The 16,938-nt window shown below is 54.2% G+C and carries 10 protein-coding genes and 2 tRNA genes; 9 read left to right on the plus strand and 3 right to left on the minus strand.

Annotated features, from left to right (window positions below):
* Positions 1-79 precede the first annotated feature (79 nt).
* The 8 genes from NA197_RS06385 (at position 80) to recD (ending at position 13,635) form a co-directional block, all read left to right on the plus strand.
* Positions 80-550, plus strand: coding sequence for a prepilin peptidase-dependent protein (locus NA197_RS06385; RefSeq protein ID WP_000744668.1), 471 nt, complete (start codon positions 80-82; stop codon positions 548-550).
* Entirely contained in the window at positions 541-1,104 is a 564-nt protein-coding gene (locus NA197_RS06390; protein WP_064043407.1) for a prepilin peptidase-dependent protein, read from the plus strand. The genes NA197_RS06385 and NA197_RS06390 overlap by 10 nt, the downstream gene beginning before the upstream one ends.
* On the plus strand, positions 1,101-1,508 hold the full coding sequence (locus NA197_RS06395; protein WP_001078535.1) for a DUF2509 family protein: 408 nt from the start codon (positions 1,101-1,103) through the stop codon (positions 1,506-1,508). Before NA197_RS06390 ends, NA197_RS06395 begins: the two co-directional genes overlap by 4 nt.
* A complete protein-coding gene (locus NA197_RS06400) occupies positions 1,493-1,813 on the plus strand; it encodes a prepilin-type N-terminal cleavage/methylation domain-containing protein (protein WP_000019283.1) in 321 nt (106 codons plus the stop codon). Before NA197_RS06395 ends, NA197_RS06400 begins: the two co-directional genes overlap by 16 nt.
* 15 nt (positions 1,814-1,828) lie before the next feature.
* Positions 1,829-5,200, plus strand: a complete 3,372-nt coding sequence (gene recC / locus NA197_RS06405) for an exodeoxyribonuclease V subunit gamma (RefSeq protein WP_001582230.1) — start codon at positions 1,829-1,831, stop codon at positions 5,198-5,200.
* 176 nt (positions 5,201-5,376) lie between these two features.
* Complete coding sequence (gene ptrA / locus NA197_RS06410; RefSeq protein WP_064043405.1) at positions 5,377-8,265, plus strand: pitrilysin; 2,889 nt, start codon at positions 5,377-5,379, stop codon at positions 8,263-8,265.
* Complete coding sequence (gene recB, locus NA197_RS06415) at positions 8,258-11,803, plus strand: exodeoxyribonuclease V subunit beta (RefSeq protein WP_079849397.1); 3,546 nt, start codon at positions 8,258-8,260, stop codon at positions 11,801-11,803. The genes ptrA and recB overlap by 8 nt, the downstream gene beginning before the upstream one ends.
* On the plus strand, positions 11,800-13,635 hold the full coding sequence (gene recD, locus NA197_RS06420) for an exodeoxyribonuclease V subunit alpha (RefSeq protein WP_064043403.1): 1,836 nt from the start codon (positions 11,800-11,802) through the stop codon (positions 13,633-13,635). Before recB ends, recD begins: the two co-directional genes overlap by 4 nt.
* A gap of 102 nt (positions 13,636-13,737) precedes the next feature.
* Here recD and argA read toward each other — a convergent pair whose 3' ends face one another.
* Positions 13,738-15,069 (minus strand): amino-acid N-acetyltransferase, encoded by a 1,332-nt coding sequence (gene argA / locus NA197_RS06425; protein ID WP_000588965.1) that lies wholly within the window; start codon positions 15,067-15,069, stop codon positions 13,738-13,740.
* Positions 15,070-15,301: 232 nt separating this feature from the next.
* On the opposite strand from argA, the gene amiC reads away from it, so the two are divergent.
* Positions 15,302-16,555 (plus strand): N-acetylmuramoyl-L-alanine amidase AmiC, encoded by a 1,254-nt coding sequence (gene amiC, locus NA197_RS06430; RefSeq protein WP_000011922.1) that lies wholly within the window; start codon positions 15,302-15,304, stop codon positions 16,553-16,555.
* 109 nt (positions 16,556-16,664) lie between these two features.
* Here amiC and NA197_RS06435 read toward each other — a convergent pair.
* Positions 16,665-16,741, minus strand: a tRNA-Met gene (locus NA197_RS06435).
* A 29-nt stretch (positions 16,742-16,770) separates the two neighbouring features.
* Positions 16,771-16,847, minus strand: a tRNA-Met gene (locus tag NA197_RS06440).
* Positions 16,848-16,938 lie beyond the last annotated feature (91 nt).

The raw sequence follows: 16,938 nt of genomic DNA on the forward strand, positions 1-16,938 counted from the left end.
CATGAACTTTTTCTCGTAACGCGCCGAACAATCTGTATTTGGCGCTCGTTATTTTTCCCCCGCCCGCCATACTGCCGACATGAAAAAACAACAGGGCTATACGCTCATTGAAACGGTGGTCGCGATGTCACTCATTATCATTCTCAGCGCCACAGGACTTTATGGCTGGCAACGCTGGCAACAGCAACAGCGCCTGTGGCAAACCGCATGTCAGGTGCGGGATTACCTGCTGCAACTTCGTGAGGACGCTCACTGGCATAACCGCGATCACATTCTTCGCGTGGTCAGCGAAGGTGGTTCATGGTGCTTTGTCAGCTCTGTTGCTACGCAAACATCGTGTACGCCATCTTCCCCCTTTGTGTTTACGCCCGACTGGCGTGATGTCGTCCTTGCCGATATCACGCCGTCGTTAGCCTTCTTTGGCCTGCGCAATACGGCATGGGCAGGGCACATCGTACTGAAAAACGCTGCCGGAGAGTGGCGTCTGGTCGTCTCTTCCTGGGGGCGAATCAGGCTATGTGAGCGTAACGAGGCCGCCACGTGTCAATAACCACGCGGGGGTTCTCGCTACTGGAGGTTGTGCTGGCGATGGCGATAGGTTCCATTTTACTGCTTGGGTCCGCACGATTTTTACCGGCGCTACAGCGTGAGATCTGGCACAACACGCGACAGTTATCGCTGGAAGATGAAATCTGGCAGCGAACCTATACCGTAGCGAAGCATCTTCAACGTGCGGGTTACTGTCATGGCCACTGCATTGGCGAAGGGTTACATCTTGCCGAACAGGGGCAATGCGTTATCGTTCAGTGGGACGGGAATAATAACGGGGTCTGGGATACCATACCGGCGAAAGAGGCCGACCAGACCGGGTTCCGTATGAAGGATAACGTTCTGGAGACATTACGCGGAGCAACATCTTGCCAGGGGAAGGGATGGGAAAAAATGACCGATCCCAATACGGTACTCATCACGGCGTTTACCGTTGAGCGCCAGGATATAACGGGATTCTCGCCAGTGCTCATGCTGCATCTGCGCGGTGCCAGCAAAGCCGAGCCTCAGACGGTTATTGACGCGCAATACAGCGTAACGGGATTTAATCTGTGAATCGGGAACGTGGCGCTTCTTCGCTAATACTGGCGCTTTTAATACTGATTCTGGGTAGTCTGCTACTGCAAGGCGTAAATCAGCAGCAGGCCAGCTATGCCGCCCGCGTAACGACGCAGAGCATGGCGATACAACGCCAGGCGCTCGTACAGTCGGCGCTGGAATGGGGGCGGGGGCAGCTATGGTCAGGCGTAACCGAAATGGAATGTCGGCGCTATTCCCCTTCAGGAGCGAGGGTCTGTTTGCGGAGATTATCGGGGGATGAGGTGGTGATGGCGGCGCAAGATGATGGCATGACGTTATGGCGTTTGGGCAACGTCATTCAGGGAAGCATTGTCTTTTCTCCCCACGGCTGGAGCGATTTTTGTCCGTTAAAAGAGGTGGCGTTATGTCGCATCCCCTGAATTTACAACGCGGGTTTAGCCTCCCGGAAGTTTTAGTGGCGATGGTTCTAATAGTAATGATCGTCACCGCGCTGTCAGGCTATCAGCGGGTATTAATGCACAGTTTTGCATTGCGACACCAGTATCTTCAGATCTGGCGGCAGGCGTGGCAGCAAACGGCGCTGTATCCATTTTCGCCTGCTGAGGACTGGAAGGCCAACCGGATGCAGACAACGCAATCGGGATGTGTCAGCATCAGCGTCACGATGGTTTCACCCTCTGGCAGGCAGGGGCAGATGACGCGCTTGCATTGTCCAAATCGTTAATCGTCAGGAGTAATTATGTTAAGGGTCTACCACTCCAATCGTCTGGATGTGCTGGAAGCGTTGATGGAATTCATCGTCGAACGCGAGCGGCTGGATGATCCCTTTGAACCAGAAATGATTCTGGTACAAAGCACGGGTATGGCGCAGTGGCTGCAGATGACCCTTTCACAAAAGTTTGGTATTGCGGCGAATATCGCTTTTCCGTTACCGGCGAGTTTTATCTGGGAGATGTTTGTCCGCGTATTGCCTGATATCCCCAAAGAAAGCGCTTTCAGCAAACAAAGCATGAGCTGGAAACTGATGACCTTGCTGCCGCAGTTGCTGGATAAGGATGAGTTTGTACTGCTGCGCCATTATCTGACCGACGACACCGATAAACGCAAACTCTTTCAGCTTTCCGCGCGCGCCGCCGACCTGTTCGATCAGTATCTGGTTTATCGGCCTGACTGGCTTACGCAGTGGGAAGCGGGAAAAACCGTGGAAGGTCTGGGGGAGGCGCAAAACTGGCAGGCGCCGTTGTGGAAAGCATTGGTGGAATATACCGCCGCGCTGGGGCAGCCGCGTTGGCATCGCGCCAATCTCTACCAACGCTTTATTCAGACGCTGGAGCGCGCGACCGCCTGCCCGCCAGGGTTGCCGTCCCGCGTTTTTATTTGCGGCATTTCCGCGTTACCGCCAGTGTATCTCAGCGCATTGCAGGCGCTGGGTAAACATATTGAAATCCATCTCCTTTTTACTAATCCGTGCCGGTATTACTGGGGGGACATTAAGGACCCAGCCTGGCTGGCAAAACTCATGGCTCGCCAGCGTCGTCACAGTTTTGAAGACCGTCATTTACCGTTGTTCCGTGAAAACCAGAATCCGGAAGCCTTATTTAACAGCGACGGTGAACAGGATATCGGTAATCCGCTACTGGCCTCATGGGGAAAACTGGGGCGGGATTATATCTACCTGCTATCTGAACTGGAAAACAGCCAGGAGCTGGATGCGTTTGTTGATATTACGCCAGATAATCTTTTGCATCGGATTCAGGCGGATATCCTTGAACTGGAAAGCCATGCGGTGGCGGGCGTAAATATTGAGGAGTATTCGCGCAGCGACAATAAGCGTCTGCTCGATCCCGAGGATAACAGCCTCTCTTTTCACGTTTGTCACAGCCCGCAGCGCGAGGTGGAAATACTGCACGATCGCCTGCTGGCGATGCTGGAAGCCGATCCGACGCTAACGCCGCGCGACATTATCGTTATGGTGGCTGATATTGACAGCTATAGCCCGTTTATCCAGGCGGTATTTGGTAGCGCGCCAACGGAGCGCTATCTGCCTTATGCCATTTCCGATCGGCGGGCGCGTCAGTCACATCCGGTGTTACAGGCATTTATCAGTCTGCTTTCGTTACCGGACAGCCGCTTCGTCTCCGAGGATGTTCTGGCGTTGTTAGACGTACCGGTATTGGCTGCCCGCTTTACGATCAACGAAGAAGGGCTGCGTTATTTGCGCTTGTGGGTCAATGAGTCAGGCATTCGCTGGGGAATTGACGATGACAACGTACGCGAGCTGGAACTTCCTGCCACGGGGCAGCATACGTGGCAATTTGGCCTGACGCGTATGCTGCTGGGGTATGCGATGGAAAGCGCCCAGGGCGAGTGGCAGTCGGTTCTGCCTTATGACGAATCCAGCGGTCTGATTGCTGAGCTGGTCGGGCATCTGGCTTCGCTGCTGATGCAGCTTAATATCTGGCGGCGCGGTCTGGCGCAGGAGCGACCGCTGGAAGAGTGGTTGCCCGTTTGTCGCGATATGCTCAATGATTTCTTCCTGCCCGATGCGGACACGGAAGCGGCAATGACATTGATTGAACAGCAGTGGCAGGCCATTATCGCCGAAGGCGTCGCGGCGGAATATGGCGACGCGGTACCGATTTCGCTACTGCGGGATGAGCTGGCGCAGCGTCTGGATCAGGAACGTATTAGCCAGCGCTTCCTGGCGGGCCCCATCAATATTTGTACGCTGATGCCGATGCGTTCCATTCCGTTCAGAGTCGTTTGCCTGCTGGGAATGAACGACGGCGTATACCCGCGCCAGCTTGCGCCGTTGGGCTTTGACCTGATGAGCCAAAAACCCATGCGCGGGGATCGTAGCCGTCGCGACGATGACCGCTACCTGTTTCTGGAAGCGTTAATTTCGGCACAGCAGACGCTGTATATCAGCTACATCGGTCGCTCCATCCAGGATAATAGCGAACGCTTTCCCTCTGTACTTGTGCAAGAATTGGTGGATTACATCGGGCAAAGCCACTATTTGCCGGGCGACGAAACACTGACCTGTGATGAGAGCGAAGCACGAGTCAAAGCGCATATTACGCGTCTGCATACCCGTATGCCTTTTGATGCGCAAAATTACCAACCCGGCGAACAGCAAAGTTATGCCAGAGAGTGGTTGCCCGCGGCGAGTCAGTCGGGAAAAGCGCATTCTGACTTTGTGCAGCCGCTTCCTTTTACGATGCCGGAAACATTGACTCTGGAAAGTCTGCAGCGTTTTTGGGCCCATCCGGTACGCGCATTTTTTCAGATGCGGCTTCAGGTTAATTTCCGCTCGGAAGAGAGTGAGATTCCTGATGCGGAACCGTTTGAATTAGAGGGATTGACGCGATATCAACTTAACCAACAGTTGCTCAATACGCTGGTTGAAGAGGACGATGCCGAACGCTTGTTCCGCCGTTTCCGGGCTGCGGGAGAGTTGCCTTACGGCGCGTTTGGCGAAATATTCTGGGATGCGCAATGTCAGGAGATGCAGCAACTGGCAAGCCGGGTTATCGCCTGTCGTAAGCCGAGCCAAAGCCTGGAAGTGGATCTGCTTTGCAATGGCGTTCAGCTAACCGGCTGGCTACCGCAGGTACAGGAGGATGGATTATTGCGCTGGCGTCCCGCTTTAATCAGCGTGGCGCAAGGTGTGCAACTTTGGCTGGAACACCTTGTCTATTGTGCCAGCGGCGGGAGTGGCGAAAGTCGCCTGTTTTTGCGCAAAGAGGGAGAGTGGCGATTTCCGCCTCTTGATAAAACGCAGGCAATGGCTTACCTGGCGCAACTGATTGAAGGCTACCGGGAAGGCATGTCTTCTCCGCTATTGGTACTGCCGGAAAGCGGCGGCGCATGGATAAAAGCCTGTTATGACGCTGAAAATGATGTCATGTTAGACGACGATGACACCTTACAGAAGGCCAGAACAAAGTTTCTACAGGCTTATGAAGGCAACATGATGGTGAGCGGCGAAGGCGAAGATATCTGGTATCAACGTCTTTGGCGTCAGCTGGAATCTGAAACGTTGCAGGCTATCATTGCGCAGTCACGGCATTACCTGTTACCGCTGTTTCGTTTTAATCAGTCTCGTTGATTGTATGAAAATCGCGCCATTAAAAGGCTTCGACTATGATGCGCTCTTCGTCACGGACTGATTACTGATAAAAAATGCTGCCTGGTTCAGCACAATAATATCCCGTTCCGCTCAGGTCGATGGTTTACGTGACCATACAGATGAGTGGGAATGAAAGTTAATGATGAGGTCCGTGAATGCCCCGCAGCACCTGGTTCAAAGCGTTATTGTTATTGGTCGCCCTCTGGGGGCCTGCAGTTCAGGCGGATATCGGTTGGCAACCGCTGCAAGAAACTATCCGTAAAAGCGATAAAGATACCCGGCAGTATCAGGCGATACGTCTTGATAATGACATGGTGGTGTTGCTGGTATCCGATCCGCAGGCTGTAAAGTCGCTTTCAGCGTTAGTGGTGCCCGTTGGATCGCTTGAAGATCCTGAGGCTCATCAGGGGCTTGCTCATTATCTTGAGCATATGTGCCTGATGGGGTCAAAAAAATATCCGCAGGCGGATAGCCTTGCCGAATACCTTAAAAGACATGGCGGTAGCCACAACGCCAGCACCGCGCCTTATCGAACAGCCTTCTACCTGGAGGTTGAAAACGACGCGCTTCCAGGTGCCGTAGATCGACTGGCCGACGCCATTGCCGCGCCATTGCTCAATAAAAAGTATGCCGAACGCGAACGAAACGCGGTGAATGCCGAGCTGACGATGGCGCGCACCCGCGACGGTATGCGTATGGCGCAGGTAAGCGCCGAAACCATTAACCCGGCGCATCCAGGCTCGCACTTTTCTGGCGGCAATCTGGAAACGCTAAGCGATAAGCCGGGAAATCCGGTGCAACAGGCGTTGATCGCTTTTCATGAAAAATACTATTCATCTAATCTGATGAAGGCGGTGATTTACAGTAATAAACCCTTGCCGGAACTGGCGAGTATTGCCGCCGCAACCTATGGTCGCGTGCCGAATAAACAGATTAAAAAACCGGAAATTACCGTACCTGTCATCACCGAGGCGCAGAAGGGCATCATTATTCATTACGTGCCGGCGCTACCGCGTAAAGTGCTGCGCGTGGAGTTTCGTATTGATAACAATAGCGCGCAGTTCCGTAGCAAGACCGATGAACTGGTCTCTTATCTGATTGGCAATCGTAGCCCGGGGACGCTCTCTGACTGGCTGCAAAAACAAGGACTGGTCGAAGGTATTAGCGCGGATTCCGATCCGATTGTTAATGGTAACAGCGGCGTATTTGCCATTTCGGCAACGCTGACCGATAAAGGTTTGGCCAATCGTGATGAAGTCGTCGCGGCTATTTTCAGCTATCTCAATACGTTACGTGAAAAAGGGATAGATAAACGTTACTTTGACGAGCTGGCGCATGTGCTGGATCTCGACTTCCGCTATCCGTCGATTACCCGCGATATGGACTATGTCGAATGGCTGGCGGACACTATGATCCGCGTCCCGGTAGCGCATACGCTGGATGCGGCGAATATCGCCGATCGTTACGATCCTGCCGCTATCAAAAATCGCCTGGCGATGATGACGCCGCAGAATGCGCGCATCTGGTACATCAGTCCCCAGGAACCCCATAATAAGACGGCGTATTTTGTGGATGCGCCTTATCAGGTCGATAAGATTAGCGAACAGACGTTTAAAAACTGGCAGCAAAAAGCACAGAGCATTGCGTTGTCGCTGCCGGAGTTAAACCCCTATATTCCTGATGATTTCACGCTTGTTAAGAATGACAAAAACTACGTGCGGCCAGAACTGATTGTCGATAAAGCGGATTTGCGCGTGGTTTATGCGCCGAGTCGTTATTTCGCCAGCGAGCCAAAAGCTGACGTGAGCGTGGTATTGCGTAACCCGCAGGCGATGGACAGCGCCCGCAATCAGGTACTGTTCGCCCTTAATGATTATCTGGCGGGAATGGCGCTCGATCAGCTCAGCAACCAGGCGGCAGTGGGCGGCATTAGCTTTTCCACTAACGCCAACAATGGTCTGATGGTCACTGCGAACGGTTATACCCAGCGTTTGCCGCAGCTTTTCCTGGCGTTGCTGGAAGGATATTTTAGCTACGACGCCACGGAGGAACAGCTGGCGCAGGCGAAATCCTGGTATACGCAGATGATGGATTCTGCGGAGAAGGGAAAAGCCTACGAACAGGCGATTATGCCGGTGCAGATGATTTCGCAGGTGCCTTATTTTTCCCGTGATGAACGTCGCGCTTTGCTGCCGTCCATTACGTTAAAAGAGGTGATGGCCTATCGTAATGCGTTAAAAACGGGCGCTCGTCCGGAATTTCTGGTTATAGGGAATATGAGCGAAGCCCAGGCGACCTCTCTGGCGCAAGATGTTCAAAAACAGCTCGCGGCGAACGGATCGGCGTGGTGTCGTAACAAAGACGTGGTGGTTGAGAAAAAGCAGTCCGTAATATTTGAAAAAGCGGGCAGTAGCACCGACTCCGCGTTAGCCGCGGTCTTTGTCCCGGTCGGCTACGACGAGTACGTCAGCGCCGCCTACAGCGCGATGTTAGGTCAGATTGTTCAACCGTGGTTTTACAATCAGCTACGAACCGAAGAGCAACTGGGATACGCTGTTTTCGCCTTTCCGATGAGCGTTGGCCGTCAGTGGGGAATGGGGTTCCTGCTACAGAGCAACGATAAACAGCCCTCTTACCTGTGGCAACGCTATCAGGCATTTTTCCCTGACGCCGAGGCGAAGCTGAGGGCGATGAAGCCGGAAGAGTTCGCCCAAATTCAGCAGGCGATCATTACGCAAATGCGCCAGGCGCCGCAAACGTTGGGCGAAGAAGCATCCCGTTTAAGCAAGGATTTCGATCGGGGTAATATGCGCTTTGACTCGCGTGATAAAATCATCGCTCAGATAAAATTGCTGACGCCACAAAAGATTGCCGACTTCTTCCACCAGGCGGTGGTGGAACCACAAGGTATGGCAATATTGTCACAGATTGCCGGTAGCCAGAATGGAAAAGCAGAATACGTGCATCCGACAGGCTGGAAAGTGTGGGATAACGTCAGCGCATTGCAGCAAACGTTACCTCTAATGAGCGAAAAGAATGAATGATGTCGCCGAGACTCTTGATCCTCTGCGCTTGCCCCTTACAGGCGAGCGTTTGATTGAAGCATCAGCGGGCACAGGCAAAACGTTTACTATCGCGGCGCTGTATCTGCGGCTACTGCTCGGTTTAGGCGGCAGTGCCGCATTTCCCCGTCCGTTGACCGTTGAAGAACTGCTGGTGGTAACCTTTACGGAGGCCGCCACTGAAGAGCTGCGTGGGCGAATCCGCAGTAATATCCATGAGTTGCGCATCGCCTGTCTGCGGGAAAGCACGGATAATCCGCTGTATGCCCGCTTGCTGGAAGAAATTAGCGACAAAAAGCAGGCCGCGCAGTGGTTATTACTGGCGGAACGACAAATGGACGAGGCCGCGGTTTTTACCATCCACGGTTTTTGCCAGCGTATGCTCAGCCTGAACGCTTTCGAATCCGGTATGTTGTTTGAGCAACAGCTTATTGAAGACGAATCTTTGTTGCGTTATCAGGCCTGCGCCGATTTCTGGCGGCGTCATTGCTATCCGCTGCCGCGCGACATCGCGCAGGTGGTGTTTGACGTGTGGAAGGGACCGAAGGCGCTCTTAAAGGATATCGATCGTTATCTGCAGGGCGAAGCGCCGGTCATTAAAGCGCCGCCATCGCAGGAGGAGACGCTGGCATCGCGTCATGAACAGATCCTGGCGCGCATCAACCAGGTGAAGCAGCAGTGGTGTGAGGCGGTTAGCGAGCTGGACGCGCTGATCGAATCATCCGGCATCGATCGCAGAAAGTTCAACCGCGGCAATCAGGCGAAATGGATCGAAAAGATCACCGCGTGGGCGCAAGAAGAGACGAAAAACTATCAATTACCCGAGGCGTTGGGAAAATTTTCACAGCGTTTTTTAGCTGAGCGCACCAAAGCTGGCGGCGTGACGCCCCAGCACCCATTGTTTGTCGCCATTGATAACCTGTTGGGCGAACCGCTATCGATTAAAGATCTGGTTCTTACCCGAGCGCTATCAGAGATCCGTGAAACGGTGGCTCAGGAAAAACGCCGGCGCGGCGAGCTGGGGTTTGACGATATGCTCAGCCGTTTAGATACCGCGCTGCGTAGTGAAAGCGGCGAGGCGCTGGCTGCGGCGATTCGTACCCGTTTTCCGGTGGCGATGATCGATGAATTTCAGGATACCGACCCACAACAGTACCGTATTTTTCGCCGTATCTGGCGACATCAACCCGATACGGCGCTATTGCTGATTGGCGATCCTAAACAGGCGATTTATGCGTTTCGTGGCGCGGATATCTTTACCTACATGAAGGCTCGCAGCGAAGTGAGCGCGCACTATACGCTTGACACTAACTGGCGCTCCGCGCCGGGGATGGTGAATAGCGTTAACAAGCTGTTCAGTCAGATGAACGACGCCTTTATGTTCCGCGATATTCCCTTCAGTCCGGTAAAGTTTGCGCCCAGAAACCAGTCGCTGCAATTTAAAGTGAATGACGCGCCTCAACCGGCGATGACCCTGTGGCTAATGGAGGGAGAAAGCTGCGGTTCGGGCGATTATCAAAGTTATATGGCGCAGGTGTGCGCCACACAAATTCGCGACTGGCTGCGTGCCGGGCAAACGGGCGACGCGCTGCTGACGAACGGCGATTCGTCGCGGCCCGTTCGTGCCTCGGATATCAGCGTGCTGGTGCGCAGCAGGCGGGAAGCCGCGCTGATACGGGATGCGCTGACCTTACTGGCGATCCCCTCCGTCTATCTTTCTAACCGCGACAGCGTATTCGAAACGCTCGAAGCGCAGGAGATGCTGTGGGTGTTGCAGGCGGTGATGGCGCCCGAACGTGAGAATACGCTGCGTAGCGCTCTGGCGACATCAATGATGGGCCTTACCGCGCTGGATATCGAAACGCTTAACAATGATGAAAATGCGTGGGATGCGGTTGTCGAAGAGTTTGATGGCTACCGACAGATTTGGCATAAACGCGGCGTGATGCCTATGCTGCGCGCGCTAATGTCGGCGCGCAATATTGCTGAAAACCTGCTGGCGACGGCGGGAGGCGAACGTCGGCTGACGGATATTTTGCATATTAGCGAGCTGTTACAGGAAGCCGGTTCGCAGCTGGAAAGCGAACATGCGCTGGTGCGTTGGCTGGCGCAGCATATCCTTGAACCCGATAGCAATGCTTCCAGCCAGCAACTACGTCTGGAAAGCGATAAGCATCTGGTGCAAATCGTCACCATTCATAAATCGAAAGGTCTGGAATACCCGCTGGTCTGGCTACCTTTTATCACCCATTTCCGCGTGCAGGACCAGGCTTTTTATCACGACAGGCACTCCTACGAGGCGGTGCTGGACCTTAGTCACGCCGAAGAGAGCGTAGCACTGGCGGAAGCCGAGCGCCTGGCGGAAGACCTGCGCCTACTTTATGTCGCGCTGACCCGTGCAGTGTGGCATTGCAGCCTCGGCGTCGCGCCGCTGGTACGGCGTCGCAGCGATAAGAAAGGCGAGACGGATGTGCACCAAAGCGCGCTTGGGCGACTCCTGCAAAAAGGCGAACCGATGGATGCCGCAGGCCTTCGCGCCTGTATTGAGGCGCTATGCGACGAGGATATCGTGTGTCGAACGCCAGGCAATACGGATAACGACCGCTGGCAAATTGCCGCTGCATCGCACGCGGAACTCAGCGCCAGAACGCTGCAACGCCTGCTTTATGATAGCTGGCGCGTCACCAGTTATTCCGGTTTGCAGCAGCGGGGACATAGCGTGGCGCAAGATCTTATTCCTCGTCTCGACATTGACGCCGCAGGCGTTGGCGAAGCGGCGGAAGCGCCGGCAATGACGCCGCATCACTTTCCTCGCGGGGCATCGCCGGGAACATTTTTGCACAGCCTGTTTGAAGAGCTTGATTTTACTCAACCGATAGACCCCCAATGGGTACAGGAAAAACTGGAGCTGAGTGGTTTTGAAACGCGATGGGAGCCCGTACTTACCCGCTGGCTGGACACCGTGTTGCACGTTCCCCTTAACGAGACGGGCGTTAGTCTGAGCGTGCTGACCGGGCGTGAAAAACAGGTCGAAATGGAGTTTTATCTGCCGATTGCCCAGCCGCTTACCGCCGGAGAGCTGGATGCGTTGATTCGTCGATACGACCCGCTTTCAGCAGGTTGCCCTGCTCTGGATTTCATGCAGGTTCGCGGCATGTTAAAGGGCTTTATCGACCTGGTGTTCCGTTATGAGGGGCGCTATTACCTGCTCGACTATAAATCTAACTGGCTGGGCGAGGATAGCGCCGCTTATACCCAGACGGCGATGGCTGCGGCGATGCAGGCGCATCGCTATGATTTGCAGTACCAGCTTTATACGCTGGCATTGCATCGTTACCTTCGTCATCGAATGGCGAATTACGACTATGAACGCCATTTCGGCGGCGTCATCTATCTCTTTTTACGCGGGGTGGATAGCGAACGTCCGCAGCAGGGTATTTTTACCACTCGCCCTGCGGCGGCGTTAATTAACCAACTGGATGATATGTTTGCAGGTGAAATGAGTGAGGAGGCGCAATGACAATCCAGGAGCGGTTGCTGGAGGCCGTTGGACAAAAACTATTACGGCCCATTGATGCCCAGTTTGCTTTAACCGTCGCCGGTAACGACGATCCCGCCGTGACGCTGGCGGCAGCGCTGCTTAGTCATGACGCAGGTGAAGGTCACGTGTGTCTGCCGTTGTCGCGTTTAACGTTAACGGAGGAGGCGCATCCCTTACTGGTCGCCTGGATAAGCGAAACGGCTACGCCAATCGACTGGAAAAAGCGGTTACTGGCGTCTGCGGCGGTTAGCTGCGGCGATAGCCCCGCGCCGTTAATTCTGTGCGGCGAGCGTCTCTACCTGAATCGCATGTGGTGCAACGAACGTACGGTTGCGCGCTTTTTTAACGAGGTTAACCAGGCCATCGCCGTAGATGAAGATCAGTTATCCCGTATTCTGGACGCGCTATTCCCTCCGACAGACGAGGTGAACTGGCAAAAGGTGGCCGCCGCCGTAGCGCTAACTCGCCGTATCTCCGTGATTTCAGGCGGTCCCGGCACCGGTAAAACCACCACCGTCGCGAAGCTGCTGGCGGCATTAATTCAAATGGCGGATGGCGAACGTTGCCGTATCCGGCTGGCGGCGCCGACCGGGAAAGCGGCCGCACGCCTGACGGAGTCGCTCGGCGCGGCGTTGCGTCAGCTTCCTCTTACCGATGCGCAGAAAAAGCGTATACCGGAGGACGCCAGTACGCTGCACCGACTGCTGGGCGCACAGCCCGGCAGCCAGCGATTACGCCATCATGCGGGCAACCCGCTGCATCTGGACGTGCTGGTGGTCGATGAAGCATCAATGATTGATTTGCCGATGATGTCACGTTTGATTGACGCTCTACCGCCTCATGGGCGGGTCATTTTTCTTGGCGATCGCGATCAGTTGGCATCCGTTGAGGCGGGCGCTGTGTTGGGCGATATTTGCGCCTATGTCAACGCAGGATTTACGGCGGAACGCGCCCGACAGTTAAGTCGACTAACAGGGAGCGCCATTCCGGCGGGGGCCGGAACGCAAGCCGCATCTTTACGCGATAGCCTCTGTTTGTTGCAAAAGAGCTATCGTTTCGGCAGCGATTCTGGCATCGGCAAGCTGGCGGCGGCGATTAACTGCGGCGACAGGTCGGCAATCCAGGCTGTTTTTCAGCAGGGGTTTAGCGATATAGAGAAGCGTACATTGCAAAGCAGCGACGATTATGCCGGGATGCTGGATGAAGCGCTGGCGGGCTATGGTCGCTACCTGCGGTTGCTGCATGAGAAAGCGACGCCGGAGGCAATCCTTCAGGCTTTCAATGAGTATCAACTGCTTTGCGCGCTGCGTGAAGGCCCATTTGGCGTGAGGGGACTGAATGACCGCATTGAGCAGGCGATGGTGCAGCAACGAAAAATTCAGCGGCACCCGCATTCTCGCTGGTATGAAGGGCGTCCGGTAATGATTGCGCGCAACGATAGCGCGTTGGGGCTATTTAACGGCGATATTGGTATTGCGCTCGATCGCGGGCAGGGGTTACGCGTCTGGTTTGTGATGCCGGACGGCACGATCAAGTCCGTTCAGCCCAGCCGTCTGCCGGAACATGATACAACCTGGGCGATGACGGTACATAAATCTCAGGGGTCTGAATTTGATCACGCCGCGCTGATTTTACCCAGCCAGCGTTCGCCGGTCGTGACGCGGGAGCTGGTGTATACCGCTGTTACGCGGGCGCGGCGGCGGTTATCGCTGTATGCCGATGAACGGATCCTGGCAGGCGCGATTGTGACGCGCACGGAGCGGCGCAGCGGATTAGCCACCTTATTTGATGAAGTCAGTCGTACCGGATAAGACGAGTTCTCGCCGGATGGCGACGCGTAGCGTCTTATCCGGCCTCCAAATGATGCTTTCGAGCGTAGGCCTGATAAGCGCAGCGCCATCAGGCCCCTCTTGTTATCCTAAATCCGCCATCAGCACCTTTGAACGTCGCTGATAGTTATACATTTTTTTCTTGCTCTCAGGCAGTAACTCAATATCGACAGGCGTGAAACCGCGCTCCTGGAACCAGTGAATACTGCGCGTCGTCAGCACAAACAATTTACTCAGCCCCATTTGCCGCGCCTGGGCGGCAACCCGCTCCAGAAGCACTTCTCCACGCGATGAGCTGCGATAATCCGGATGCACCGCTACGCAGGCCATTTCGCCTATTTTCTCTTCCACAAAAGGATACAGCGCCGCGCAGGCGATAGTCATATTATCGCGCTGAATAATGGTAAATTTATCGATCTCCATCTCCAGTTGTTCACGGGAGCGGCGTACCAGAATGCCCTGCTGCTCCAGTGGGCGGATAAGCTCCAGAATACCGCCAATATCGTTGATGGTAGCGCGGCGGATCTGCTCGGCGCTCTCCATGACGATCTGCGTACCGATACCGTCACGCGAGAACAATTCCTGTAATAGCGAGCCATCTTCCTGATAGCTGATCAGATGGCAACGACGAACGCCGCTACGACAGGCTTTTACCGCGCCGCGCAAAAAACGTACGGTTCCGGAGTTGTAATCGCCCTGCGCTTCCAACTCTTCCACCCGCGCCTGTGCTTCATTCGGGAAGAGTTCAGAAATGATGCCGCCCTCGCTATTGGTAACGCCCTGAGAAGAACAGAAACCGATCATTTTTTCCGCTTTCAGTTTAACGGCGAGTTGAGTGGCAATCTCTTCTGAGGTCAGATTAAAACTTTCACCGGTCACTGAGACGGCGACCGGCCCCATCAGAACGATCGCGCCGTTATCCAACTGGCGGTTGATCGCATCTTCATCAATGCGCCGGATACGGCCGCTATGACAGTAGTCCACGCCATCATCAACGCCCAGCGGCTGCGCAATGGTGAAATTGCCGCTGACGACATTAATGTGCGCGCCCTGCAACGGCGTATTGTTCAGACTCATCGACAGACGGGCGGTAATATCAAGCTGGAGTAAACCGGCGGCCTGTTTCACCAGCTCCAGTGCTTTGGCGTCCGTCACCCGCGTGTTTTTGTGGTAAATCGGTTCATGATGATGCGCGGCCAGATTGGCGTCGATTTGCGGTCGCGCGCCATACACCACGACAAGGCGAATACCGAGGCTATGCAGTAGCCCGATATCGCTAACGATGCTGGAAAAATTGTCATGCTCAATGGCTTCGCCGCCGAGCATAATGACAAAGGTTTTTCCGCGATGGGTATTGATATAGGGAACTGAATGGCGAAACCCTTCTACCAGTTCGGTTTTACGTTCCTTTATCATTGCGCGCCCCACTATTGAATTATTATTCGAAATTAGTGTATTTTTATTCTGTTTTTGCCCTCTGTGCAAGCGTAAATTTTATGCGGTCCGATCGCTTTTCTTAGTAATGCCGTGAATATAAAAAGAATGTTTACCCTTTTATAGATGACAGATTATGCGTCATTCGCTAAAGTTTCCGGTCAATTTGGATGAACTTTGTATGATCTCTATTTAGTTTTTGCTCGGGAGAAGCATGTCGGGAGCCAATTCAGCAATCAGCCGTCGCCGTTTACTACAAGGCGCGGGCGCCATGTGGCTATTAAGCGTGAGCCAGGTCGGGCTGGCTGCCGTAAGCCAGGTCGTTGCGGTGCGTATCTGGCCTGCGTCCAGCTATACCCGCGTCACGGTAGAGTCGAATCGTCTGCTGAAATATAAACAATTTGCCTTAAGTAACCCGGACCGCGTGGTAGTAGATATTGAGGATGTGAATCTGAACTCGGTGCTTAAAGGCATTGGCGCGCAGATTCGCAGCGACGATCCGTATATCAAATCCGCAAGGGTAGGGCAGTTTGATCCTAAGACTGTGCGTATGGTCTTTGAGCTAAAACAAAACGTGAAGCCGCAGCTATTTGCGCTGGCGCCTGTGGCAGGCTTTAAAGAACGTCTGGTGATGGATCTTTATCCTGCCAATGCGCAGGATATGCAGGATCCGCTGCTGGCGCTGCTGGAAGACTACAATAAAGGCGATCTGGATAAGCAGGTGCCGCCTTCGCAAAGCGGGCCGCAGCCCGGTAAAGCGGGGCGCGACCGCCCCATTGTTATTATGCTTGATCCGGGACACGGCGGCGAAGACCCCGGCGCGATAGGCAAATACAAAACACGTGAAAAAGACGTGGTGCTCCAGATAGCCCGCCGCCTGCGCGCGTTGATCGAAAAAGAAGGCAACATGAGGGTCTATATGACGCGCAATGAAGACATCTTCATTCCGTTAAAAGTCCGGGTGGCGAAAGCGCAGAAACAGCGCGCCGACCTGTTTGTCTCTATTCATGCGGATGCCTTCACCAGCCGGCAGCCTAGCGGTTCATCCGTATTCGCGCTATCGACCAAAGGCGCCACCAGTACCGCGGCGAAATATCTGGCGCAAACGCAGAACGCCTCGGACTTAATTGGCGGAGTGAGCAAAAGCGGTGACCGTTATGTCGACCATACGATGTTCGATATGGTGCAATCGCTGACCATTGCCGATAGTTTGAAATTCGGTAAAGCGGTGTTGAAGCAGCTTGGTAAAATTAATGACCTGCATAAAAACAAGGTCGAGCAGGCGGGGTTTGCGGTGTTAAAGGCGCCCGATATTCCGTCTATTCTGGTCGAGACGGCGTTTATCAGTAACATTGAAGAAGAACGCAAGCTCAAGACCGCGACGTTCCAGCAACAGGTCGCAGAGTCGATTCTGGCGGGCATTAAAGCGTATTTTGCCGATGGGGCGACGCTGGCGAGAAGAAGTTAACCTGAGATGACGGCGAGTTTATTGCGCGGGTAAGTAGGATGCTGCCCGCACTGTCGTTGCGGACCAGACGACAGATACAAAAAAACACCCGTAAGGGTGTTCATTAAGTTGGTTGCGGGGGCCGGATTTGAACCGACGACCTTCGGGTTATGAGCCCGACGAGCTACCAGGCTGCTCCACCCCGCGTCCGTCTAAACTTGCATTCTCATTGTAATTGGTTGCGGGGGCCGGATTTGAACCGACGACCTTCGGGTTATGAGCCCGACGAGCTACCAGGCTGCTCCACCCCGCGTCCGTGGATGCGCACTATACTCCGCTGAGCTTTTGTTGCAACCCTTTTTTCATATAAATCGCTAATTTCTCATGAATTGCGCAAATACACC

This window comes from Salmonella sp. NW884 (assembly GCF_051700745.1).
In the GTDB taxonomy this organism is placed as follows: domain Bacteria; phylum Pseudomonadota; class Gammaproteobacteria; order Enterobacterales; family Enterobacteriaceae; genus Salmonella; species Salmonella enterica.

Bases quoted from the DNA above. Each gene is read 5' to 3' on its own strand.
- NA197_RS06385 (WP_000744668.1), top strand. From the start codon at position 80: ATGAAAAAACAACAGGGCTATACGCTCATTGAAACGGTGGTCGCGATG.
- NA197_RS06400 (WP_000019283.1), top strand. From the start codon at position 1,493: ATGTCGCATCCCCTGAATTTACAACGCGGGTTTAGCCTCCCGGAAGTT.
- recC (WP_001582230.1), top strand. From the start codon at position 1,829: ATGTTAAGGGTCTACCACTCCAATCGTCTGGATGTGCTGGAAGCGTTG.
- ptrA (WP_064043405.1), top strand. From the start codon at position 5,377: ATGCCCCGCAGCACCTGGTTCAAAGCGTTATTGTTATTGGTCGCCCTC.
- recB (WP_079849397.1), top strand. From the start codon at position 8,258: ATGAATGATGTCGCCGAGACTCTTGATCCTCTGCGCTTGCCCCTTACA.
- recD (WP_064043403.1), top strand. From the start codon at position 11,800: ATGACAATCCAGGAGCGGTTGCTGGAGGCCGTTGGACAAAAACTATTA.
- argA (WP_000588965.1), bottom strand. From the start codon at position 15,069: ATGATAAAGGAACGTAAAACCGAACTGGTAGAAGGGTTTCGCCATTCA.
- amiC (WP_000011922.1), top strand. From the start codon at position 15,302: ATGTCGGGAGCCAATTCAGCAATCAGCCGTCGCCGTTTACTACAAGGC.